Consider the following 24053-nt stretch of genomic DNA (forward strand, 5'->3'; position numbering starts at 1 on the left):
CCAAGGTAAGCGCCACAATCAAGCCCTCATTGCGCTAGCTCGCCGGCGCTGTGATGTCTTGTTCGCCATGCTCAGGGACGGGACGCTGTACAGCCCGCCCAGAGCAGAAAACCCGTTGACAACGACATAGGGGCACCCCCCGAAGAAAAGCAGCTCATCCCATGCGTAAGACGGTTGTCCCGGTACTGTTCTAGCGACAGCATCCCCAAATCATACGCGGCGATCTACGCCAGACAACGTTTTTCTACCGACTCGGGATCACTCCCACTCAATCGTCGCGGGCGGCTTCCCCGAAATGTCATACGTGACGCGCGAAATCCCATCGACCTCGTTACAAATCCTTCGCGCCACGAGATCGAGGAACTCATACGGCAACCGCGACCATCGCGCAGTCATGAAGTCGATCGTCTCGACCGCGCGAAGCGCAATGACGTAGTCATAACGACGTCCGTCGCCCATGACCGCCACAGAACGCACGGGAAGGAACACGGCGAACGCCTGGCTGGTGCGATCGTAGAGGTCGTGTTTGCGAAGCTCGTCGAGGAAGATGGCGTCGGCCTGGCGCAGCAGGTCGGCGTATTGTTTGGTGACTTCGCCGAGTATGCGAACGCCAAGGCCGGGGCCCGGGAAGGGATGGCGATAGACCATCTCGCGAGGCAGGCCCAGCTCGACGCCGAGCTTGCGCACCTCATCCTTGAACAGCTCGCGCAGCGGCTCGCACAGCTTGAGATTCATCTTCTCGGGCAGGCCGCCGACGTTGTGATGACTCTTGATCACATGCGCCTTGCCGGTGCGCGCGCCAGCGGACTCGATCACGTCGGGATAGATCGTGCCCTGCGCCAGCCAGCGAATGCCCTGCAGCTTGCCGGCTTCTTCTTCGAATACTTCGACGAACAACCGGCCGATGATCTTGCGCTTGCGCTCCGGGTCCACTTCGCCCTTCAGCGCCGTGAGGAAACGCTCCTCGGCGTCGACGCGGATCACGCGCACGCCCATGTGCTTGGCGAATGTTTCCATGACCTGATCGCCTTCACCCTGCCGCAGCAAGCCGTGATCGACGAACACGCAGGTCAGCTGATCGCCAATCGCACGATGCAGCAGCGCGCCGACAACGGAAGAATCGACGCCGCCGGACAGACCGAGCAGCACGTTGTCGCGGCCGACCTGCTCACGCACGCGAGCGATCGAATCAGTGATGATGTTGTCAGGGCTCCAGCGCGCTTCGCAGCCGCAGATCTCACGAACGAACCGCTCGAGGATCTTTTCACCCTGCAGGGTGTGAGTCACTTCAGGATGGAACTGCACGCCATAGTAGTGCCGCGACTCATCGGCCATCGCCGCGAGCGGCACGCTGTTGGTGAAACCAACGGCCACGAAGCCGGGCGGCAGCTCATCGACGCGATCGCCGTGGCTCATCCACACATCGAGCAGCGGCCTGCCCTGCCCGTCTTTGTGATCGAACAAGCCGTCGAAGAGCTTGCAGGGCGCCGAGGAAGTCACCTGCGCGTAACCGAACTCGCGATGCGTTCCGGCAGTGACGCGCCCGCCGAGCTGCGCCGCCATCGTTTGCATGCCGTAGCAGATGCCGAGCACCGGCACGCCGCTCTGGAACACCGCTTGCGGGGCAGCTGGTCCTTTCACGTCGGTGACCGACTCCGGACCGCCGGAAAGAATGATGCCCTTGGCGCCGAACTCGCGGACCTCGGCATCCGTGATATCCCAGGGAAGGATCTCGCAATACACGCCGCTTTCGCGGACGCGGCGAGCGATCAGCTGAGTGTATTGCGCACCGAAATCGAGGATCAGGATGCGGTGCGCGTGGATGTCGGAGCGAGGCAAAGTATCAGCTGACACGGTAGTTGGGTGCTTCTTTTGTGATCGTCACATCATGCACATGGCTTTCGCGCACACCCGCGTTGGTGATGCGCACGAATTGCGGTCGCGTCCGCATCTCTTCGATGGTGCGACATCCGGTGTAGCCCATCGCCGCGCGCAGGCCGCCGGCCAGCTGATGCAGGATGGTGACCACAGAACCCTTGTACGGCACGCGGCCTTCGACGCCTTCGGGCACCAGCTTTTCCAGTTCCGCGGTCGCGTCCTGGAAATAACGGTCCTTGGAGCCGTGCGCCTGGGACATCGCGCCGAGCGAGCCCATGCCGCGATACGACTTGTACGAGGCGCCTTGATACAACTCGACTTCGCCCGGCGACTCTTCGGTGCCAGCGAACATGCCACCGCACATCACTGAATGGGCGCCCGCAACGAGCGCCTTGGCAATATCGCCGGAGAAACGAACGCCGCCGTCCGCGATCAGTGGCACGCCGGTGTTCTTCAACGCCTCGGCCACGTTTGCAACGGCGGTAATCTGCGGCACGCCCACGCCGGCGACGACGCGAGTGGTGCAGATCGAACCTGGTCCGATGCCCACTTTCACGCCATCGACGCCTGCCTCCACCAATGCCAGTGCCGCGTCGGGAGTGACGATGTTGCCACCGATGACCTGCTGATCGCGCCAGGTCTTCTTGATCTCGCGAATCATCTGGATCACGCCGCTGGAATGGCCGTGCGCGGTATCGACGACGATCACGTCGACGCCGACTTCACGTAACGCGGCGACGCGCTTCATGGTGTCCGCCCCGGTACTGACGGCGGCGCCGACGCGCAGCGCGCCTCGATCGTCCTTGGCGGCGCGAGGGAATTCGGTGGCCTTCTGGAAGTCCTTGACGGTAATCATCCCCTTCAGGTTGAAATCGGCGTCTACCACCAGCACCTTCTCGATGCGATGCTTGTGTAGCAGCGCCAGCACTTCGTCCTTGGGCGCGTTCTCGCGAACCGTGACCAGCCGCTCCTGCGGGGTCATGACGGTGGAGACCGGCGCGTCGAGCTTGGTTTCGAAGCGCAGATCGCGATGCGTGACGATGCCGACCGCCTTGGTACCCACCACCACCGGCACGCCGGAAATGTTCTTGGAGCGGGTCAGCTCCAGCACTTCGCGAATGGTCTTGTCGGGGGTGATGGTGAACGGGTCGTGGATGACGCCGCTTTCGAACTTCTTCACCTTGCCCACTTCGCGCGCCTGGGCCTCGATGCTCATGTTCTTGTGAATGATGCCGATGCCGCCTTCCTGGGCGATGGTGATGGCCAGCCGCGCTTCGGTGACGGTGTCCATGGCGGCGGACACGATGGGCAGGTTGAGGCGAATGCCGCGAGTGAATTGCGTGCTCAGGTCAGCGTCGCGCGGCAGGAAATCGGAGTAAGCCGGGACCAGAAGCACGTCGTCGAAGGTGAGTGCTTCCTCGAGAATACGCATGGGGGTGCCCGTGGGTAATCGATGAAAGCACGCCATTGTACGCGGCGGAGGTCTCTTGGTAAATCGGCATCGGGAATCCTGCCGTGGGCGCGCTTCCCTGCGCGCCTGTTCCGGCCTGCGCATCCAAACTGCGGCGTTCTCGCGGTCTGGGGATACGTTAAGTGTCCCCGGAAGGCATCCGGCAAAAGGCGTGGCTTTGCCGCTCGCCGCCGGTGGCGGGGTGCATCCTCGTACCCGAGGGAGTTCTCCATAGCACCGTTCATGGCGACAGGTAACGCCGGACGTGCGCACTCGGGACGTAGGCTGTAGCCTTCCGCCCATGAATCGCGAGCTGGAATTCGACTTCTCAACGCCCTCCCCGGCGCCCAATACGCCGCCGGGCACAGGCGCTGATTCGCGGCCGGCCGAGCCTCCGCCGCCTGCGCCCGCGGCAAAGAAGGCTGCCCCAGCCCGAAAGACGCCCCGGGCGCCGGTGCGCGCTCCGATAGACAATATCGATGAATCCGAGGTCATCCCCGCGCCCGAGCCTGAACGGGATGTCTATACCCCCGCTCGCCTGAACCGCGAGGCCCGCGCGCTGCTGGAGCGCGGCCTGCCTTCGCTGTGGCTGGAGGGTGAAATCTCCAACCTGTCTCGCCCCTCGTCCGGCCATTGGTACTTCTCGCTGAAGGACGAGTCAGCCCAGCTGCGCTGTGCCATGTTCCGTCAGAAGAACATGATGGCCCGCTTCACGCCCAAGGACGGCATGCACGTCCTGACTCGTGGCCGCGTGAGTCTGTATGAACAGCGCGGCGACTATCAGTTCATCGCCGATCACATGGAAGAAGCCGGTGAAGGCGTGCTTCGCCGTCGCTTCGAGCTGCTGAAAAACAAACTCGCGGCGGAAGGTTTGTTCGAAGCGGCGCGCAAGCGAGCGTTGCCACGATTGCCGAAGCGCATTGGCGTGGTCACCTCCCCCACGGGCGCCGCGGTGCGCGACGTGCTGAACATTCTGCGCCGCCGTTTCTGCACGATTCCTGTGTTGATCTATCCGGTTCAGGTTCAGGGCGCGAGCGCCGCCGGTCAAATTGCAGCGACGATCCGGCTCGCATCGGTGCGGGCCGAATGTGACGTATTGATCGTTGCCCGCGGCGGCGGATCGCTGGAAGACCTCTGGGCTTTCAACGAAGAAGTGGTGGCGCGTGCCATTTTCGATTGCCGCATTCCAGTCGTGTCGGGCATCGGGCATGAAGTGGATTTTACCATCGCCGATTTTGTCGCCGACGTGCGCGCGCCCACACCCTCGGGCGCGGCGGAGATCGTTGCGCCGGATTGCAACGAATGGACACGCAGCGTCGGTCTGCTCGGCCGGCGCCTGAGGACGGCGCTGGTTCGCGGCCAGGCGAGCCGACAGCAGCGTTTGGTGTGGCTCGAACGCCGGCTGGCTCAGGTTCATCCCGGCGTCGAGCTGCGACAGAAAGCCCAGCGGCTCGACGAGTTGGAGCAACGTCTGATCCGCTGCGCACGCAATGGCTTGCAAGAGCGCCGAACGACGTTGATGCACCTTGCGTCCCACTTGCGCCAGCGCTCACCGGCCCTGCGCGTGGCTGCAGCTCGTGGCCGTCTGGAAATGGCACGCAAGACATTGGGCACATCGTTGCAGCGGCGGGTGAGCGTTCTTCAGCATCGCCTGCGTGATGCGGCGGGACATTTGCGCCAGCAGTCACCCGCGACTCGCATCGCTGCCTTGCGCAGCCGACTGGCTATCATCGATCGAAGCCTCGACTCTTGCGTTCAGCGACAGCTGCATCGTTTGGAGGCCAGGCTGCGAATCGCGGCCGGCAAGTTGGATACGGTGAGTCCGCTCGCGACGCTGCAGCGAGGTTATGCCATCGTGACCAACGCCGAAGGTCATGTTGTGACCGACGCTAGCGAAGTGAAAAATGGCGACATGATCGAGTCTCGCCTGTCCCGCGGCTCACTGCGGGCCCGAGTCGAGCAAGTCACGCCGCATCGAGACGACGAGAACCAATGAAGTCAAAGCTGCTGTCCCGCATTCTTCGCCTTGCCCTGCCCCTGTTGCTGTTTGCCAGCCTGACTGCCGGCGCTGCCGAATTGCCCAAGGAAAGCCGCGTGCCCGGTGGCATCGCGCTGGTGCCCGTGCCCGGCGATCCTTCGAACAGTCTTGCGCCAACAGTGATTTTCAACACGCATCGTGTCGCAGTGGTGCGGCGGGATGATCAATGGATCGCCGTGGTCGGCATCCCGCTGGCCGAGAAGCCTGGCGAGCTGAAGCTGAAAGTCAGCACGCCGAGCGGCACGACCGAAGTGCCCTTTCGTATCACCGACAAGAGCTATCGGACGCAGCACCTGACCATCAAGAACCAGCGTCAGGTCGATCCCAATCCGGACGATCTCAAGCGCATCAGCACCGAAACCCAGCGCTCGGACGCCGCGCTTTCGAAGTTCACCGCGACGGATGCCCCGACGCTGCAGTTGATATCTCCAGTCGAAGGCGTGCGCTCGGACTCGTATGGTTCCCGCCGCGTGTTCAACGGTCAGCCGCGCAACCCGCACTCAGGCATGGACATCGCCGCTCCCAAAGGCACACCGATCCGCGCACCCGCCGCCGGCGTGGTCGTCGAAGCCGGCGACTTCTTCTTCAACGGCAACACGCTGTACATCGATCACGGCGACGGCCTGGTGACCATGTACTGCCACCTCGACAGCATCAAAGTAAAGCTGGGCGATCGCCTCGAACGAGGCGATCTGATCGGCACCGTCGGCGCCACCGGCCGCGTCACCGGTCCGCACCTGCACTGGGGCGTCGCCCTGAATCGCGCCATGATCGACCCGGCGCTATTCATCGGCATGAAGTAATCAGGCCGTCGCCAGCTCCAGGCCGGCGAGGAAGTCGGCGACCACGGGGCGGAAGCGGTCCATGTCGACCAGGAAGGAATCGTGGCCCTGGATTGAAGCCAGCCGCGCGAATTGCACGGTGCGAACGCCGTTGCTGAGGCCCTCGGCCAGTTCCTGCTGCTGCTCGATGGGGAATAGCAGATCGGTTTCCACACCGATGATCAGGGCGCGCTCGACAGTGTAACGGCGCAGGGCTTCGGCGACCGAGCCGCCGTGGTCGGCGAGATCGAACAGGTCCATGGCGCGCGAGAGATAGAGATAACAGTTCGGATCGAACTGGCCGATGAACTTGGCGGCGTGGTTCTCCAGGTACGCCTCCACTTCGAAATCGATGCCGAACGGGTCGCCGGGCTTGCGCTCGACGTTGGCGCGCTCGCGGCCGAAGCGCTGCTGCCATTCCTTCGCCGAACGATAAGTGATCATGCCGAGCTTGCGAGCCAGACGCATGCCCTGCACGGGAATGGCGTCGGGCGAGTAATTGCCGTCCAGCCAGGCGGGATCGCGGCGAATCATTTCCCGCTGCAGCGAACGCAAGGCGATGGCGAACGGCGTCGAGCGCGCGGCCGAGGAGATCGAAACCAAGGCCCGCGCTTCGCTCGGAAACAAGGCGCAATACGCCAGCACCGTCATGCCGCCCAACGACGGGCCGACCACGGCGGCGAGTTTCTTGATGCCCAGAGAGGCGACCACTTCATGGCCGGCGCGAGCGATGTCCTCGACGGTCAGCACCGGGAAGGTCAATCGATAGCACTGACCGGTGGCTGGATTGATGGATGCAGGCGACGTCGAGCCGAACGGACTGCCGAGCGAGTTCACGCAGATCACGAAAAAGCGCCGCGTATCGATGGGCCGGCCCGGCCCGATCATGTCCTCCCACCAGCCCGGCGCCGGGTCCTCGATGGAGGATGCCGCATGGGCGGAGGGCGACAGACCGGTGAAGATCAGGATGGCGTTGTCGTTGCAGAAACTCGGGTCGCCCCAGGTTTCGTAGGCGATGTGCACATCCTGCAGCGCGCCGCCCCGCCGCATGGGGAAGGGCCGGTCGAGCTTGAGAATCTTGCGAGCTGAAGCCATGAGTCGTCGGGGGGTCAAACCGGATTGTTACTGGGGAGTGTAATCCCCCGGGGCGGCAAACCAACATTGCGGGCCGCTATATGCAAATGCCCGGCCAGCTGCGGGTCAGCGCTTGGCGCGTTTCAGCTTGCGGGCCTGGGTGCGACGCTGGCGGGGTGTCAGGGGATTGCGTTTGCCCTTGAACGGGTTCTCGTCGGTGCGGAACTGGATGCGAACGGGCGTGCCTTCGAGGCGGAAGTTCTTGCGGAACACGTTCGCCAGGTAGCGCTTGTAAGCATCGGGGACGTGCTGGATCTGGTTGCCGTGGACCACGATGATGGGCGGGTTGCGGCCGCCTTGATGGGCGTAGCGCAATTTGATGCGGCGGCCGCGGACCAGCGGCGGCTGATGTTGCTGAATGGCAGTCTCGAGCACTCGCGTGAGCTCCGGCGTCGCCATCTCTCGCATCGATGCATCGTAGGCATGTTTGACAGCGCGCATCAGCTCACCGACGCCCGTGCCGTGCAAGGCAGAGATAAAGTGGACCGGCGCGAAATCCAGGAACGGCAGACGCAAATCCAGGCCCGCGCGAATCTCGTCGCGCTTCTCGGGAGGAATGCCATCCCACTTGTTGACCGCGATCAGCAACGCACGGCCGCGCTCTGCGACCATGCCGAACAGACTCGCGTCCTGCTCGGTGACAGCATCATGGGCATCGATGACACCAATGACGACGTTCGCCGAATCCACCGCCTGCAGCGCCTTGATGACGCTGAATTTCTCGATGGCTTCCTCGACGCGCGCCCGCCGACGCACGCCGGCAGTGTCGATCAACATATAACGATGACCATCGCGCTCGAACGGGACGAACACCGCATCGCGCGTCGTGCCAGGCTGATCGTATGAAATCAAACGCTCTTCGCCGAGCAGACGATTGATGAGCGTGGACTTACCGACATTCGGACGGCCGATGACCGCAACGCGGATATCGTCCTGGCCGCCCGCCGCCGCAGCGCCTTCCGCAAGCTCGATCCCTTCGAGCGCCTCATCCATCAGCGCACGCACACCGTCGCCATGCGCAGCGGAAATCGCGCGAGGCTCGCCTAATCCCAGTGCATAGAAATCGGCGCCAGCCGTGGCGGCGTCAACACCTTCAGCCTTGTTGGCGACAATGAAGACTTTCTTATTGAGCTTGCGCAGTGTCTGCGCGATGTAGTGATCGTCCGGCGTAACACCGCTGCGCGAATCGACGAGGAACAGAACGCGATCCGCCTCCTCCACCGCGCGCAACGCCTGCTTGACCATCTGCTGCTCGACGCCCTGAGCGTCGACCACCAGACCGCCGGTGTCGACCACCACATAAGGAATGCTGCCGACCTTGCCGTAACCGTAGTTGCGATCGCGAGTGAGGCCAGGCAGATCCGCCACCAACGCGTCGCGAGTGCGCGTCAGAAAGTTGAACAACGTCGATTTGCCGACGTTGGGGCGACCGACCAGCGCAATGACAGGCAGCATGAGCAGTGACTGATGACTAATAAGAGACGACTGCAAAAGCAGTCACTGCTGACAACGGCTATTCGCCGCTGTCAGCTGTTTTGACTTCGCGCGGCGCGCTGCGGAATACCAGCAGCTTGCCCGAATCGGTTTGCACGAACACGCGCTCGCCATCGGTGACCGCGGCATTGGTGATGCGTTCGCCATCGGTCTTCTGGCGCGCCACGATGGCGCCGGTCTCTTTGTCGAGCCAGTGCAGATAGCCCTCGAAGTCACCGACCACCAGCGCGTCGCCGTCGACCGTGGGTGCGCTCAGGCCGCGACGGCGCATCGTGTCCTGCTCCCACTGCACGGCGCCGTCCGAGCGACGCATGGCGATCACCACGCTATCCGCGTTGGTGAGATAAAGATTGCGCTCGTCCATGGCAAAGCCGCGATAGCTCGAAGCATCGCGAGCCCACCAGATCTGGCCGGAATCACGCGCGAGCATGGCGATGCGGCCTTGGAAGCCGACGACGAAGATGTCGTCGCCCGCGACGCGTGCCGGCGAGTCGATATCGGCCAGCCGCTCCAATTCAGTTCGTCCGCGCGGCGCATTGACGATCGTGTCCCACAGCACTTCGCCGTTGCGCGGATCGACAGCCAGAACCTTGCCGCTGTCGAAGCCCGCGATGATGCGATCGCCCGCCAGAACCGGCGGCGCGGTACCACGCAGCGTCAGTCTCGGCACGGACTCGTCGAGAGCCCACTTGGTCGAGCCATCGACCAACGACAATCCTTCGAGGTGACCATCGACGGTGCGGATCACCACCAGGTCGTTCACGATCAACGGCTGCGCGAGAATCTCGCTGGCAATCGCCTTACGCCAGCGCTCCGCTCCGTTGCTGGCATCGAGCGCGATGACGTCGCCATCGCTCGACCCCAACACGACCATACCCGCGCCGACTTCGGGACCGGCCGACAACGCCAGCTTGGTCTTCACCTGCCAGATACGCTTGCCATTGTTGGCGGCCATCGCAGCCACCACACCTGCGTGAGAAGCGGCATACACGGTGCCTTCGACGACGACAGGCTTCAGCGCCAGACGCAGCCGTTCAGCATCGCCACCGAGCCCTGCCGTCCACACACGGCGCACATCGCGCGTCGTGGTGATGTCAGTCAGCTCCGCAGGTGGATCGACATCCTTGTCATCGCCGCAGCCGAGCATGACCAGCAAGGCTGTCGTGGCGGCGGCAATGCGCGCACCCCGATACAGACGCGTCAAGGAAGTCTTGATTTCGATCATGGTTGACCCTCGGCCGGTGCCGGCTTGGTCGCAGAGGCCGTGGCGGCCTTATCGCCGCCCACATCCTGCAGTTTCATTTCCAACAAGGTGCGATCGATCGTGCGACCGGCCGTCGCATCGATGTTAGCCGCGAGCGCGGCGGCGTACTCGGCCCGGGCCGCGTCGGTATTACCTTTCGCAACCTGCGCGTCGCCGCGAATCTCACGAACCTGTGCGGCGAAGGCGCCGGCCTTGTCCGGGTTCAGCAAGCTCAACGCCTCGTCGTGCTTGCCTTGCTGAATCAGCAGACGAGCGACACGCAGCCGCGCCACCCATGCCAATTCGGCGTCTTCCGACTCTTTGATCACGGACTGCAACAGCGGCACCGCCTCGTCGTACTTGCCGTCGTCGACGTGCTTCTTGGCCAGCAACATCCGGCCCAGCTGTGTGTACGGCGAATCGTCGTAGTCGGCGACCAGCGTGGCGAGCGAGCGATTCGCGGCATCCAACTCGTTGCGCTCCAGCGCGCCCTGAAACTCTTTGTACACCGCCGCGGCCGCAATGGCCTCGGTGTGAGTGCGATGCTGCCAATACTGCCAGCCGCCCAGCAGCGCGAGGCCGAGCACGATGCCCCCCAGGACCCAGCTCCAGTTCTCGCGCCACCAGTTGCGCAGCGCCTCTTCCTGATCGCGATCGGTCAGATATTCATCGACCATGACTTGCCATCTTGATTGTAGTAAGGAGTGGAAGCTGGCCCGGCGCTTCAGGCCGGGTTCAGCCGTGATTTCAGCTCTTCGGCCAGTCGCTCCCAGGCGACTTCGACCTGCGGCGCTTCCACCCGCAGGGACTTCAGACCAGCGACACGCTTTTCAGTTTCCGCGTCGCCGAGAATCAATGCCCAGGCCGCGCCGCTCTTGTCGGCGCGCTTCATCTGGGACTTGAAGCTGCCGCCGCCGCAGTTCATTTCGAGCCGTATGCGCGGCACCTGATCTCGCAGCAGCTCGGCCAGACGCAATCCCTCCGCCTCGGCCCGCTCGCCCGCGATCACGAAATACACATCCGGCGGCGTCGCCGGCACCTCGCCCGTCTGCACGCGCAACAGCTCGATCAGGCGCTCCTCGCCCAGCGCCCAGCCGATGGCCGGCGTCGGCGCGCCACCGAGTTGCTCGACCAGGCCGTCATAGCGGCCGCCCGAGCACACCGCGCCCTGCGAACCCAGCTCGGTGGTCACGAACTCGAACACGGTGTGCGAGTAGTAGTCCAAGCCGCGGACCAGCAACGGATTCAGCACGTACTTGATGCCGAGCGCGTCGAGATGGCGGCACAGCCCGCTGAAGTGCTGGCGCGACTCCTCGTCGAGATGCTCGGTCAGCATCGGCGCGTTCTTGATGATGTCCTGCAGCTCGGGATTCTTGCTGTCCAGGATGCGCAGCGGATTGCCTTCCAGGCGCCGCAGGCTGTCGGCATCGAGCTTGGCTTTGTGGGCGGTGAAATACTCCACCAGCTTCTCGCGGTACACGCGGCGCGATGCCGGGGTGCCCAGAGAATTCAGATTCAGCTCGACGCGCCGCACGCCCGCCTTCCTCAACAGACGCGCGCCGATCAGGATCACTTCAGCGTCGATGTCCGGGCCCGCATAACCGAACGCCTCGACATCCAGCTGATGAAACTGGCGGAAGCGACCGCGCTGCGGCTTCTCGTGCCGGAACATCGGGCCAGCGCACCACACGCGCTGCTTCTGGTTGTGCAGCAGACCGTTGCTGATCATGGCACGCACGATGCCGGCGGTGCCCTCCGGACGCAGCGTCAGCGAGTCGCCCCCCGGGTCCTGGAAGGTGAACATCTCCTTCGAGACCACGTCGGTGTACTCGCCGATCGAGCGCTTGAACAACCCGGTGTGCTCGACGATGGGCACACGGATTTCCTGATACGCATACGACGCGAAGATCTCGCGCGCCAGATCTTCCAGGCGCTGCCACGCCGCTATCTGCGACGGCAGGATATCGTTCATGCCGCGAGGCGGCTGGATCTGCTGCTGGGTCACTCGACCGGAACCTCACCACTCGTCATCTGCACCACGCCGCCGGCGGCGATCAGGAATCGGGTCGAGTCGCGGCCCGCCTGGCGCGGCACCACCACCGGACGGTCGTTCACCTGAACCGTGACCGCCGAGGCATTGCCGAGCGTGACTCGCAACGGCGGCGTGCCCGTTACCGTGCGCGTCCGCCCGCTTTCCCCAAGACCGAACATCAAACGTTTGCCCGTGGCGTCGTAGATCTCGGTCCACGACGCATCGCTGAACTCGAGCCGCACCCGGAGCGCATCAGCAGCGCTGGTTGCGGCACCCGTCGTGCTCTGCGCCGGCGCGCTCGTGGTCGGCGCTGCCTCGCGCCGTTCTGCCTCGACCGCTGGCGTCGGCGCACCTTCGGGCGCCAGCGGCGCAGGCAACTCGGTGCTGCTCGCCTCGGCTTCTGCCGCAAACTCTTCGTTCAGCGCTTCTTGCATCGGATCGCCGGGCACTGCCACGGTCGACCAGATCCACCAACCGAGCGTCAACGCGATCAGCGCCACGCCCATCCACAATGGCCCCGCCAACGAACGGCGTTCCATGCCCATCGACGTCCCCACGGCCACCGACGCGGGAATCGGCGCTGGCACTTCCTGCTGCCCGACGACTGCCTCGTAACGTTCGATGATGAATTGCGGCGACAATCCCAGCAGCGCCGCGTACTGGCGCAGATGACCGCGCGCATACACGGGCACGCCCAATTCCCCGAAGCGATTGCCTTCGATGGCGTCGACCATGCGCACGTCCAGGTGCAGTTCTTCGGCAATGTGCAGCTGGGTTATCGAGCGCTTCTCGCGCTCCCGTCGCAACAATTCGCCGGGCGTCAGCGACTCCGGCCGCCGGGCATCGTCCCCGGCGGTCTCCTCAGCCATGCTGTCATTGCTGTCGCCAGCCGCATTCATCCAGGATTCCGCTCGGACTCGATCAGCTCCTTGGTTTGCGCGGCCCTCGGGTATTCCAGTTTCAGCCGCTCCGCGTAGTTCTTCGCGGCGGCCTCGTTGCCCAGGCCACGTTCGATACGCACGCCCAGCCACAGGGTCGTTGGCGTCGTGCGGCCCACTTCCATGTACCGTTCGAGGAAACCGCGAGCGGACAGATAATCGGTTTGGTTGTATTGCAGATCGGCCATCTGCAGCAGCGCTTCGCCGAACTTCGGCCGCACCGCCAGCGCCTTGCGCAAGTTCTCTTCGGCGCGCTTCAGGTCACCGCCGTTGCGGGCACAGTTTGCTGCGTTGAGATACGCGACCTCGGGCGTGCGATACAACGGATTGCTGGCGGCCTCGATCATCAATTTCTCGCCGCGCGAATGCTTGCCCTTCTGGCACAGGAACGCGCCATAGTTGTTCTGCATTTCCGGATTCTTCGGATCGAGCGACAGCGCCTTGGAAAAATGCGAATCGGCTTTGTCGCTCTGGCCGAGCCGCTCGTACAGGAAGCCCGCGGTGATGTGCGCGTTGGGGCTGCGGGGATTCTGCTCGAGGGCCTTGTCGATCTTCTCTTTGGCCTGCGGCAGGTTGCCGCGACGCAGATAATCCGTGCCGATCTGCAAATTGATTTCGGCCGCGCGCTCCGCATCGGGCTTGCCGAGCGTATCGCTGGTCGTCATGCAGCCGGCCAGGGAGGCAGCCAACGCGACCACGGACAGAGCCATCGCCGTTCTTTTCATCATTGCGCCGCTCATCACTGCACCGCCACTGAGATCAGCTTGGAACCCAGACGCACCGTCGTTCGATCGTGCACCCGGCCGACCAGCTGTCCGCATGCCGCATCGATGTCGTCGCCACGCGTGCGGCGCGTGGTCGCGATCACTCCGTTGGCATTCAGAATGTCACGGAAGCGCTCGATAGCGGCGGCACTGGATCGCTTGTAGCGCGTGCCCGGGAACGGATTGAACGGAATCAGGTTCAGCTTGGCGGGCCGGCCTTTCAACAACGCGACCAGCTCGTAGGCGTGTTCGGGAAGATCGTTCACGCCGTCGAGCATCACGTATTCGAACGTGATGCTGCGCGCGTTCTGCTTGTTCACGTACACCCAGCAAGCGTCCAGCAGTTCGGCGATCTTGTGCTTGCGATTGATGGGCACCAATTCGTCGCGCAATGTGTCGTTCGGCGCGTGCAATGACACGGCCAGCGCGCAGTTTGTTTCTTCAGCGAGCCGCAGCATCTGTGGCACCAGGCCGGAGGTGCTCACCGTGACACGGCGGCGAGAGATATCGAATCCCAGATCATCCATGAGAATTTCCGTGGCGGGGACGACGTTACGATAGTTCGCCAGCGGCTCGCCCATGCCCATGAAGACAATGTTGGTGACGACGCGATCGCCGCCGTGTTGGTAGCCCAGCTCCTTGTTCGCGAGCCACACCTGGCCGACGATCTCGGCGGCGGTGAGATTGCGATTGAAGCCCTGCTGGGCAGTCGAGCAGAACGTGCAGTCCATGGCGCAGCCGACCTGGCTCGAGATGCACAGCGTGCCGCGGCCAGGCTCGGGAATGAACACCATCTCGATGCCCTGCTTCACGCCCTCGCTTGCCCCATTCTGGGAAGGCATCGCCAGCAGCCACTTGCGAGTGCCGTCGCTGGACACTTGCGTCAGGGTGATCTCGGGCACCACGACTTCGGCAACTTCACGCAGCTTGGCGCGAAAGCTCTTCGCCAGATCGGTCATCTGCTCGAAGTCGGCAATGTGGCGCTTGTACAGCCACTTCATCAATTGCCTGGCGCGAAACGGCTTCTCGCCCATGTTCGCGACGAACGCCTCCAGCTCGGTCCGTGTCAGGCCGAGCAGGTTGGTCTTGGCAGTCGTCGCGTCCATGAGGTTCGCGGGAGGTTCGCTGATTCGCGCCGGCGGGATTACTTGGCGCGCGGGCAGAGATCGGCGGTCGCAAAGAAGTATGCGATCTCGATCTTCGCGTTGTCGACGCTGTCGGAGCCGTGCACCACGTTCTCTTCGATGCTGGTGGCAAAGTCGGCGCGAATCGTGCCCTTGTCGGCCTTCTTCGGATCGGTGGCGCCCATCAGCTCGCGGTTCTTGGCCACCGCGTTTTCGCCTTCCAGCACCTGCACGATCACCGGGCCGGAGCTCATGTACTTGACCAGGTCCTTGAAGAAGGGACGCTCCTTGTGGACGGCGTAGAAACCCTCGGCCTGGGCCTGGGTGAGCTGCAGCATGCGCGCGCCAATGATCTTGAGGCCAGCCTGCTCGAAGCGGCGGTACACCTCACCGATCACGTTCTTTTGCACGCCGTCGGGTTTGACAATGGAAAGTGTGCGTTCGACCGCCATGGAATCGTCCCGTTAATCAATGAATTGGAAAGAGTTTGCGACACCCGCCCGAGCTGCTGTCGCCGGGCGGCGGCAATTGCGCGCGCGCAGTCTACCCGGCATGGCCGGGACCAGCAAGAAAATGAATAGGGACGCGGAGTTAGGGCAATAGCCTGAGGCCAATCGCGGAAGCGGTTAGCAGTTGGTGGCTAGTGGTTGGTCAGCGAACTGACCTGCCACCATCTAACCACCAACCGCTAACCGCTGACCACTGAATGCCCTCAGACGCTGAAGCTCTCGCCGCAGCCGCACTCGCCCTTGGCCTTCGGGTTGCGGAAGCGGAACGCCTCGTTCAGCCCCTGCTTCACGAAATCCACTTCCGTGCCGTTGATGTAATCGAGGCTGTCGCGGTCGACGATGACCTTGACGCCCCGATCCTCGAACACCACGTCGTTGGAGCCGACGTCATCGGCGTAGTTCACCACGTAGGCGAAGCCTGAACAGCCGGTTTTCTTGATGGCGAGGCGCAGGCCCAGACCATGGCCCCGGCGTGTAAGGAAAGACTGGACACGATCGGCAGCAGCGGGAGTCAGTGAGATGCTCATAGCATGTACAAGCGTGATGGCGACGGTCTGCTGAATCAAGTGCGAGGGCCATGCCAAATTGGCCGGCCCATATTCCGAAACGAGCGGATTATGGAATAGATTTCTGGCCAAGGGGATCCCAGGCGGCCGCCAGTGCGCGTACGGCATCCTCGAGAATGAGAAGTCGTCCACGTTTTTCCAGCGGAAAGTGCAGCACCTGGTCGGCATCTCGCCAGTTCCAGGCGTTCAGCTCGGCGCGCGTCAGGCCCACCAACTGTTCGCTCAGCCAGGACCCCGCGGCGATGCAGTGAGGGCATCCGTAAGCCTCGAAACGCACCGCTTCGATTCGGTCCCCGGCGACACGCGCACTGAGCGCGAACATCGTCCCTTGGGCGATGCTGCCCGCTACGCCTCGGATAACGCCCTCGCCCGCTTCGAAATGCCCGCTATTGCGCGGGTGCTCGAAGTGGTCGACGACGACCGATGTGTATTCAGGTTCCATCGCTGACAACAGCTAGCCCGACTGCTTGGAGACGGGAGATAGCGTACGCAACCGGTTCACCTCGCGAGTCACCGACGCAATGGCGCGATCGATTTCATCCGCGGTCGTGAAGCGACCCAGGCTGAAGCGAATCGAGCTTTGCGCCAGCTGATCGCTTCGACCGAGCGCGCGCAGCACATACGACGCCTCGTCCGAACCGGACGCGCAGGCCGACCCTGACGACACCGCGATATCACGCAGGGCGAAGCGCAAGCTCTCGCCTTCGACCCCGTGGAAGCAAACATTGAGCACGCCCGAAACGCGCTCCGTGGGGCTTCCGTTCAGCTCGACGCCACCGAGGGCGGACAATCCCTCCCACAGCCGGTCGCGAAGCGCGCTGATGCGGGCGACATCCGACTCGCGATCGCGTTCGCCGATCTCGAATGCCTCGCCCATGCCCACGATCTGGTGCGTCGGCAGCGTGCCCGAGCGCAGCCCGGCCTCCTGCCCGCCGCCATAAAACAACGGCCGCAGCCCCAGAGGCGGCTTGCGACGCACGTAAAGCACGCCGATGCCTTTGGGGCCATAGCTCTTGTGCGCCGTCAGGGACAAGAGATCGATATTCATGGCCTCGACATTCAGCGGCAGCTTGCCGGCGCTCTGCGCCGCGTCCACATGAAACGCGACGCCTCGCTCGCGACAGATCGCGCCGATCGCGGCAACGTCCTGGATCACGCCCGTCTCGTTGTTCACGTGCATGATGGAAACCAGCTGCGTGTCGGGGCGCAGCGCTTCACGCACTTGCTCCGGACGCACGATGCCGTCGCTGCCCGGCTTCAGCCAGGTAACCTCGAACCCTTCCTTTTCGAGCTGTTTGAACGCATCGAGCACGGCTTTGTGCTCGGTGCGGGCCGTGATCACGTGGCGGCCCCGATCGGCGTGAAAGCGCGCGACGCCGAAGATCGCGAGGTTGTCGGACTCGGTCGCTCCCGACGTCCAGATGATGCTCTCCGGACGCGCCCCGATCGCCGCTGCGACTTGCTGCCTCGCCTTCTCGACCAGGGCACGGGCACGGCGCCCGAAGTCGTGGCCCATCGAGGAAGGATTGCCGTGCGCACCCTCGGGCCGCAGGCACTCGATCATCACTTCGGCGACGCGAGGATCGACCGGCGTGGTGGCGGCGTAATCGAGATAGATCGTGGTTGCTTTCGTGGTGCTCATGCCAGTCATCAGTCGGTGGTCACCAATCACTTCGTTCCGGCGGTGCGCCGGCGAGCTTGCACCGCGGTCAAGACGCCACGAAGGATGTTTATTTCATTCTGATCCAGACGCGCGCGATTGAACAGCCGACGAACGCGCGCCATCAGGTGACCGCCGCCGGTGCGGTCGCGAAAGTCGATCTCTTCCAGGACTCGCTCGAAATGCTCGTAGAACAGTTCCATCTCATGCGCTGTCGCGAACGGAACCTCGGCTGGCGGCGGCGTTGGCGCACCCGGGCGCGTGGCCAACAGGATCTCGTATGCAATGACCTGCACCGCCATGCCGAGATTCAACGACGCGTAGTCGCCCGCGGTCGGAATGGTCACCAGCCGATGGCACCGCGCCAGCTCGACATTCAGCAGGCCATACTTTTCCGAGCCGAACACGATGGCGACATTGCCGACCTGGGCGGCCTGAGCCACCAGCTGCGCGCATTCGCGAGGCTCGACCAGGTCGAACGTCAGGTGCCGCTGCCGGGAGCTGGTGCCCACCACGAAGCCGCAGTCGGCGATGGCGTCGTCGAATTCCTCATGCACCCGGGCAGCGTCCAGCACATCGTCCGCGCCCGAGGCGCGTGCGGTCGCTTCAGGATCGGGGAAAGCCTTGGGCCGCACCAGGTGCAGCTCGCTCAGCCCCATGTTTTTCATGGCGCGCGCCACCGCGCCAATGTTGCCGGGGTGCTTGGGATCGACCAGGACGACACGAATACTCATCGTAATGCGCTATTCTAGCGCCCCTCAGCTAGCGGTTGGCGGTTAGCGGTTGGTGGTTGGTCAGAATTTCGAGGCGACATTCTGAACTAACCACCAACCGCTAACCGCTAGCCACTGCCACGCTCTTTACCATTTCTGCCCCTGCCCTGGTCCGGTGCGATCGGGTCACGCTTTCGAGGTCGTTGTTACATGCAACCTTTGCTCAATATCGCCGTCCGCGCCGCGCGCCGGGCCGGTGAAGTCATCGTCCGCGGGATGAACCGCGTCCATCGCATCGACATCCGCCAGAAGGGGCAGAACGATTTCGTCTCGGAGATCGATACTCAGGCCGAGATGGAAATCATCGAGACGGTTCGCAAGAGCTATCCCGACCACGCCTTCCTCGCCGAAGAAAGCGGCTCGCATGGCGGCTCCGTGGACAGCGAGTTCGTCTGGATCATCGATCCGCTCGACGGCACCACCAACTATCTGCATGGCTTTCCGCAGTTCGCCGTGTCCATCGGTGTGCAGCGGCGTGGGCGCATGGAGCATGCGGTTGTATATGACCCGCTGCGGCAGGAGTTGTTCACCGCTTCGCGCGGTGAAGGTGCGCAGTTGGATGGGCGTCGGATTCGTGTGAGTCAGCATGTCGGGTTGGAACGGGCGCTGATCGGCACGGGGTTTCCTTATCGGGCCAACTTGCATTGGATCGACAACTACATGGCCATGTTCAAGGCCGTTACCCAGGCGACGGCGGGTATTCGTCGGCCGGGGGCGGCGGCGCTGGATCTGGCTTATGTGGCTGCGGGGCGGCTCGACGCTTTTTGGGAGTTTGGGTTGTCGCCGTGGGATACGGCGGCGGGCACGCTGCTGATTACCGAGGCGGGCGGGTTGGTGAGCTCGTTGCAGGGGAAGGAGTACAGGCAGGGTGGAAACATTTTGGCCGGCACGCCGAAGGTGCATGCGCCTTTGCTGGAGTTGCTGTTGCCTCATGTGCCGGCTGAGCTGAGTTGATCGCTTGCCGCCCCGCCTTCGGCTGGGCGGCCGCTCTAAAGTGGTTTTTATTTTTTGGGGGGCCTCCCTTCGGGAGGCCCGTTCTTTTGGTCCTCCTGCGGAGGACCCGCCAGTTTTTCCCTTCTTTGGTCTCCATGCCGGGAGCGGACCACGTTTCCTATCCGCGGTAGGAGGCCACCTCTCCTATTCCTTGACCAGTGCCGGGAGTAGCCACCTTTCCTGTCCTCGGTGCCATGCCGGGAGTAGCCACCTTTCCTGTCCTCGGTGCCCATGCCGGGAGTAGCCACCTTTCCTGTCCTCGGTGCCCATGCCGGGAGTAGGCACCTTTCCTGTCCTTGATCCTCACGCCCGGGCAAACCCGCGCCTCTGCGCGAGAGCACCAAAGAGAGATGACCGATGCTTGTGATTCTTCGTGAGTGCTCTCCGACAGCTACAACAAAACAGCCGAGCGGCAAGGAAAGTTCTCTCGATGCGTGCTGGCGAGGTCCGAAGGCGCTCTCAAACACCTGAAAAAGGCTGATGACGCCGCAAGGTCCACAGGGCCTTCTCCGAAAAAGAAAAAATCTAAATTTTGATCTCCCCCTCCCGTGCCAACGGGAGGGGGTCGGGGGGAGGGCTCTTCTATCCCAAACAAAAGCGCCCGGCCGCAACTGCAAACCGGGCGCCTGCTTGATCCAAAATGAATCGAAGCTACTGGGTTTCAGTCACGCCATTGCCAATCGGGCTCTTGCGATACCCGTACAACGCATACACCACCAACCCCACCCCCGCCCACAGGAAAAACGTGAGCTGCGTGCGCAGCGGCAGGGAGAACATGAGGAAGGCGCAACCAGCCATCGCCAGGGGCGCAACGATCCACACGCCGGGAGCGCGGAACGGACGATGACGTTCCGGCTCGCGTTTGCGAAGGATCATCACACCAGCGGACACGGTGAGGAACGCGAAGAGCGTGCCGCTGTTGGATAGATCGGCGAGCACGCCGACGGGGAAGAACGCGGCGAACACGGTCACGGCCAGGCCGGTGACGATGGTGACCACGTGCGGCGTGTGGAACTTCGGATGAATGCGAGTAAGCGCATCGTTGAACGGCAGCAGCTTGTCTCGCGCCATGGCGAAGAAGATACGGGTCTGGCCGAACAGCATCATCAGGATCACCGAGGGCAGCGCCAGGAACGCGGCCAGGCCGATCAGCTGCGACACCTTCTTCCAGCCGATCTGATCCAGCACGTGCGCCAGCGGCTCACCGCTGCACACCAGCTTGTCCGCATTCTCCGGCAGGCGGCAGGCCATGGCCATCTCGGCGCTGCCCGGCTCGTAGGCGAGATTGGTGGCCGGATCAACCACCGGCTGCGCGCCGACCGAGCCCACTGCACCGGAGGCGACCAGCACGTAGAAGATGGTGCAGATGAGCAGGCTGCCGATCAGGCCGATGGGCATGTTGCGCTGGGGATTCTTGGTTTCTTCCGCGGCGGTGGAGACCGCGTCGAAGCCCACGTAAGCGAAGAAGATGGAAGCCGCGGCACCGGCGATACCCATGCCGGAAATCTCGCCGATGAAGCCGTTGGGCGAGAACGGCTCGAAGTTGTCCATGTTCATCACGGGGATGGCCAGGAAGCAGAACAGCGTCAGCGCACAGACCTTGATACCGACCAGGATCGCGTTGACGGTCGCGCTCTCGCGCGTGCCCAGCACCAGCAGGCCCGTGACCAGCAAGGCGATGACCGCGGCGGGAATGTTCATGATGCCGCCCACATGCAAGCCGCTGGTGAATGCCGCGGGTACGTCTATGTTCAGCGTTCGTTCCATCAGGCCGACGAAATAGTTCGACCAGCCCACCGACACCGCGCTGGCGGCCACGGCGTATTCGAGGATCAGCGCCCAGCCCACCATCCAGGCGATCACTTCGCCGAGCACGGCATAAGAGTAGGTGTAGGCGGAGCCCGAGACCGGCACCATGGCGGCCAGCTCGGCATAGCACAGGGCCGTCACGGCGCAGACGAAGCCTGCGATCACGAACGACATCATCATGCCCGGACCGGCCTTCTGCGCGGCCTCGGCCGTCAGCACGAAAATACCTGTGCCGATCACCGCGCCGATGCCGAGCATGGTCAGCTGAAATGCACCCAGGGTGCGTGTCAGCGACTTCTTCTCGGCGCTCGCGAGGATTGCGGCGAGAGGTTTGATACGCCAATTCATTATGTCGGTTTCCTCGGGTCTGAGGGACTGGTTCTAGGGTAACAGCCGCACGCCAGCTGACTGACGGCCAGGGTACTCCTGGGTAGCCCGGCGGTGCGGATCATAGGCACATCCTGCCGTGAACGTCACCCGACAATGGCATGAACGTTCACTCACGAGCACGCTCTGTCGTGGCCCATCGAGTGCAATGCCGGCACCACAATGGGGCCAATCTCTGTAAAGTCCCGCACCTGTGTCGTCCTCGGAGTCTGGCTGGCCATGAATGATGTGCTGTTCGTGATGTTCGGCGTCACGGTCACGCCGTGGAAACTGATCGGTTACACCGGTGTATTCCTGTTCGCCGGCCGCTGGTTCGTGCAGCTGGCCGCATCCAAGGCCTCCGGCAAGCCGGTCATGCCGACCCTGTTCTGGTACATGAGCGCGACCGGCAGCGTGCTGCTGCTCAGCTACTTCATCTTCGGCAAGAACGACTCGGTCGGAGTCATGTCCAATCTCTTCCCGCTGTTCGTCGCGCTCTACAACTTGTATCTGGACACCAAGAACAGGCAGCGCAGCGCCGCCGGCGCTTGAGCAGATCACTCGAATCGTCGGCAGCGCGCGACCCGAGCTGCTACTACTCAAGATGTTCGAGTACTACTCTTCCTCCACCTTCTTGCGCAGCTTGACCGGCTGCTCCGCGGGCCGGTCCATGCGCTTGCGCAACCGCATGTTCAGCATTTCCACCGCCACCGAGAACGCCATCGCGAAGTAGATGTAGCCCTTCGGGATGTGGAAGCCCAGGCCCTCGCCGATCAGCGCCACGCCGATCAGGATCAGGAACGACAGCGCCAGCATCTTGATGGTCGGGTGGCGGTCCACGAAGTCGCTGATCGGGCCAGCCATGAACATCATCAGCAGCACCGCCACGATCACTGCGGCAATCATCACTTCGACATGATCGGCCATACCCACGGCGGTGATGACCGAGTCCAGCGAGAACACGATGTCGATCACGGCGATCTGCAGGATCACCGACATGAACGAGGCCCCGCCGTTGCCGGCCTCGCGGTGCTCGCTCTCGCCTTCCAGGCTCGAATGAATCTCCAGCGTGCTCTTGGCCAGCAGGAACAGGCCGCCGCCGAACAGGATCAGATCGCGCCCCGACACGCCGCGCCCCATGACCGAGAACAGCTCGTCCGACAGCCCCATCACCCACGTGATCGACAGCAGCAGCAGGATGCGCGTGAGCATCGCCAGTGCCAGGCCGAAGGTGCGTCCCCGGGCGCGCTGAGCGGGCGGCAGGCGCCCGACCAGGATGGAAATGAAAATGATGTTGTCGATGCCGAGGACGATCTCCAGGGCCGTCAGCGTCAGGAACGCCAACCAGACTTGGGGATCGGTGAGAAATTCCACTAGCGAGTCCTCATGCAAAGATCCCCGTTCAATCGTCCTGTTGTCGCTGCGCTCAGTCGTTACGCAAGTCGACGCCGGCACCGGCTTCTCGCCGCGATGACCACAGCGAGGCGATGATGCCGATGGCCAGGAACGCCACGATCACGCCCAGGGAGATGGCGTGCGGAATTTCCAGATGATGGTGCAGCATCATCTTCACGCCCACGAAGCCGAGGATGAAGATCAGGCTGAACTTGATGTACTTGAACATGACCATCAGTCCGGCGATGGCGAAATACAGCGAGCGCAGGCCGAGGATGGCGAAGGCGTTCGAGGTGAACACGATGAACGGCTCCTGGGTCACCGCGAAGATGGCGGGAATGGAGTCGACCGCGAACACCACGTCGGCGAAGTCGACCAGCAGCAACGTGACGAACAGCGGCGTGGCGGCTCGGGCGCCGTCGACCGTGGTGAAGAAACGTTCGCCGTCGAGCTTGTCGGTGACCGGATAGACGCGGCGAGCCAGGCGCACCAGCACGCTCTTGCCGGGATCGAACTGCTCGTCCTCGCTCTTGAGCATGCGTGCCGCCGACAGCAGCAGTATGGCGCCGAACACGTAGAACATCCAATCGAACGAATGGATCAGCACCGCGCCCGCCGCGATCATCGCGCCGCGTAACAGGATGGCGCCGACGATGCCCCAGAACAGCACCCGATACTGGTACTGCGGCGGGATCTTCATGAAGGTGAAGATCACGGCAATGACGAAGATGTTGTCGACCGACAGCGACCACTCGAGCAGATAGCCGGTGATGTACTGGATCATGGCCTCGTTGCCGCTGGGGGCATCGGGCGTGACGCGCCAGTTGAACCAGTGATGCTCGTAGACGCCGTACACCAGCGCGGAGAACGACAGCGCCACGATGATCCAGACGACGGTCCAGCCGAGCGCCTGGCGCACGCTCATCGCCTTCGACTCGCGGTGCAGGACCACCAGGTCCAGCGCCAGCACGCCGAGATACAAGGCGAAGAAGATGATCCAGACCATCGCGGATGCCGGTGCCTAGTGGGTGCTGCTGCTGGTAACGCCCCAGATGACGACCAGGAT

Annotated in this window: 22 protein-coding genes; 4 read left to right on the forward strand and 18 right to left on the reverse strand. The window is 63.3% G+C overall.

Annotated elements, in window-relative coordinates:
* Window positions 1-258: 258 nt before the first annotated feature.
* Together guaA and guaB are read right to left on the reverse strand one after the other, a co-directional pair.
* On the reverse strand, window positions 259-1854 hold the full coding sequence (guaA, locus tag VGE08_RS05075; protein WP_349258630.1) for a glutamine-hydrolyzing GMP synthase: 1596 nt from the start codon (window positions 1852-1854) through the stop codon (window positions 259-261).
* Window positions 1844-3310: an IMP dehydrogenase gene (gene guaB, locus VGE08_RS05080; RefSeq protein WP_331066774.1), complete on the reverse strand. Its 1467-nt coding sequence runs from the start codon at window positions 3308-3310 to the stop codon at window positions 1844-1846. Before guaB ends, guaA begins: the two co-directional genes overlap by 11 nt.
* Window positions 3311-3782: 472 nt before the next feature.
* Here guaB and xseA point away from each other — a divergent pair, with 472 nt between their 5' ends.
* Both xseA and VGE08_RS05090 read left to right on the forward strand, forming a co-directional pair.
* The gene (gene xseA, locus VGE08_RS05085; protein WP_331066775.1) at window positions 3783-5324 is read left to right on the forward strand and encodes an exodeoxyribonuclease VII large subunit; all 1542 of its coding nucleotides are present in this window, start codon (window positions 3783-3785) and stop codon (window positions 5322-5324) included.
* Window positions 5321-6169 carry a peptidoglycan DD-metalloendopeptidase family protein gene (locus VGE08_RS05090; RefSeq protein WP_331066776.1) on the forward strand — a complete coding sequence of 283 codons (849 nt, stop codon included), beginning with the start codon at window positions 5321-5323 and terminating at the stop codon, window positions 6167-6169. The genes xseA and VGE08_RS05090 overlap by 4 nt, the downstream gene beginning before the upstream one ends.
* Here the strand turns inward: VGE08_RS05090 and metX are convergent, their stop codons facing one another.
* The 13 genes from metX to VGE08_RS05155 form a co-directional block, all read right to left on the reverse strand.
* Entirely contained in the window at window positions 6170-7282 is a 1113-nt protein-coding gene (gene metX / locus VGE08_RS05095) for a homoserine O-acetyltransferase MetX (RefSeq protein WP_331066777.1), read from the reverse strand.
* Between the two features lie 105 nt (window positions 7283-7387).
* The gene (gene der / locus VGE08_RS05100; protein WP_331066778.1) at window positions 7388-8776 is read right to left on the reverse strand and encodes a ribosome biogenesis GTPase Der; all 1389 of its coding nucleotides are present in this window, start codon (window positions 8774-8776) and stop codon (window positions 7388-7390) included.
* Between the two features lie 58 nt (window positions 8777-8834).
* Window positions 8835-10040 carry an outer membrane protein assembly factor BamB gene (bamB, locus tag VGE08_RS05105; RefSeq protein ID WP_331066779.1) on the reverse strand — a complete coding sequence of 402 codons (1206 nt, stop codon included), beginning with the start codon at window positions 10038-10040 and terminating at the stop codon, window positions 8835-8837.
* Window positions 10037-10735: a YfgM family protein gene (locus VGE08_RS05110; RefSeq protein WP_331066780.1), complete on the reverse strand. Its 699-nt coding sequence runs from the start codon at window positions 10733-10735 to the stop codon at window positions 10037-10039. Before VGE08_RS05110 ends, bamB begins: the two co-directional genes overlap by 4 nt.
* A 47-nt stretch (window positions 10736-10782) precedes the next feature.
* Window positions 10783-12063 (reverse strand): histidine--tRNA ligase, encoded by a 1281-nt coding sequence (gene hisS, locus VGE08_RS05115; RefSeq protein WP_331066781.1) that lies wholly within the window; start codon window positions 12061-12063, stop codon window positions 10783-10785.
* The gene (locus tag VGE08_RS05120) at window positions 12060-12959 is read right to left on the reverse strand and encodes a RodZ domain-containing protein (protein ID WP_331066782.1); all 900 of its coding nucleotides are present in this window, start codon (window positions 12957-12959) and stop codon (window positions 12060-12062) included. The genes hisS and VGE08_RS05120 overlap by 4 nt, the downstream gene beginning before the upstream one ends.
* 26 nt (window positions 12960-12985) lie before the next feature.
* The gene (gene pilW / locus VGE08_RS05125) at window positions 12986-13756 is read right to left on the reverse strand and encodes a type IV pilus biogenesis/stability protein PilW (protein WP_331066783.1); all 771 of its coding nucleotides are present in this window, start codon (window positions 13754-13756) and stop codon (window positions 12986-12988) included.
* An 11-nt stretch (window positions 13757-13767) separates the two neighbouring features.
* Complete coding sequence (gene rlmN / locus VGE08_RS05130) at window positions 13768-14898, reverse strand: 23S rRNA (adenine(2503)-C(2))-methyltransferase RlmN (protein WP_331066784.1); 1131 nt, start codon at window positions 14896-14898, stop codon at window positions 13768-13770.
* A 38-nt stretch (window positions 14899-14936) separates the two neighbouring features.
* Window positions 14937-15368: a nucleoside-diphosphate kinase gene (gene ndk, locus VGE08_RS05135; protein ID WP_331066785.1), complete on the reverse strand. Its 432-nt coding sequence runs from the start codon at window positions 15366-15368 to the stop codon at window positions 14937-14939.
* Between the two features lie 260 nt (window positions 15369-15628).
* Window positions 15629-15952 (reverse strand): HesB/IscA family protein, encoded by a 324-nt coding sequence (locus tag VGE08_RS05140; RefSeq protein ID WP_331066786.1) that lies wholly within the window; start codon window positions 15950-15952, stop codon window positions 15629-15631.
* A gap of 88 nt (window positions 15953-16040) precedes the next feature.
* Window positions 16041-16433 (reverse strand): iron-sulfur cluster assembly scaffold protein, encoded by a 393-nt coding sequence (locus VGE08_RS05145; RefSeq protein WP_331066787.1) that lies wholly within the window; start codon window positions 16431-16433, stop codon window positions 16041-16043.
* Between the two features lie 12 nt (window positions 16434-16445).
* Entirely contained in the window at window positions 16446-17633 is a 1188-nt protein-coding gene (locus tag VGE08_RS05150; protein ID WP_331066788.1) for an IscS subfamily cysteine desulfurase, read from the reverse strand.
* Window positions 17634-17659: 26 nt separating this feature from the next.
* Window positions 17660-18385: an RNA methyltransferase gene (locus tag VGE08_RS05155; protein ID WP_331066789.1), complete on the reverse strand. Its 726-nt coding sequence runs from the start codon at window positions 18383-18385 to the stop codon at window positions 17660-17662.
* 189 nt (window positions 18386-18574) lie between these two features.
* Between VGE08_RS05155 and VGE08_RS05160 the strand changes: the two genes are divergently transcribed.
* Window positions 18575-19378 (forward strand): inositol monophosphatase family protein, encoded by an 804-nt coding sequence (locus VGE08_RS05160; RefSeq protein ID WP_331066790.1) that lies wholly within the window; start codon window positions 18575-18577, stop codon window positions 19376-19378.
* A gap of 690 nt (window positions 19379-20068) precedes the next feature.
* Here VGE08_RS05160 and VGE08_RS05165 read toward each other — a convergent pair.
* Window positions 20069-21574 (reverse strand): amino acid permease, encoded by a 1506-nt coding sequence (locus VGE08_RS05165; protein ID WP_331066791.1) that lies wholly within the window; start codon window positions 21572-21574, stop codon window positions 20069-20071.
* A gap of 258 nt (window positions 21575-21832) precedes the next feature.
* Between VGE08_RS05165 and VGE08_RS05170 the strand changes: the two genes are divergently transcribed.
* The gene (locus VGE08_RS05170; RefSeq protein WP_331066792.1) at window positions 21833-22144 is read left to right on the forward strand and encodes a lipid-A-disaccharide synthase N-terminal domain-containing protein; all 312 of its coding nucleotides are present in this window, start codon (window positions 21833-21835) and stop codon (window positions 22142-22144) included.
* A 63-nt stretch (window positions 22145-22207) separates the two neighbouring features.
* On the opposite strand, the gene VGE08_RS05175 is transcribed toward VGE08_RS05170, so the two are convergent.
* Both VGE08_RS05175 and VGE08_RS05180 read right to left on the reverse strand, forming a co-directional pair.
* On the reverse strand, window positions 22208-22966 hold the full coding sequence (locus tag VGE08_RS05175; protein ID WP_331066793.1) for a TerC family protein: 759 nt from the start codon (window positions 22964-22966) through the stop codon (window positions 22208-22210).
* 52 nt (window positions 22967-23018) lie between these two features.
* Entirely contained in the window at window positions 23019-23993 is a 975-nt protein-coding gene (locus tag VGE08_RS05180; RefSeq protein WP_331066794.1) for a TerC family protein, read from the reverse strand.
* Window positions 23994-24053 lie beyond the last annotated feature (60 nt).

Source organism: Steroidobacter sp., from assembly GCF_036406195.1.
Lineage (GTDB): Bacteria > Pseudomonadota > Gammaproteobacteria > Steroidobacterales > Steroidobacteraceae > Steroidobacter.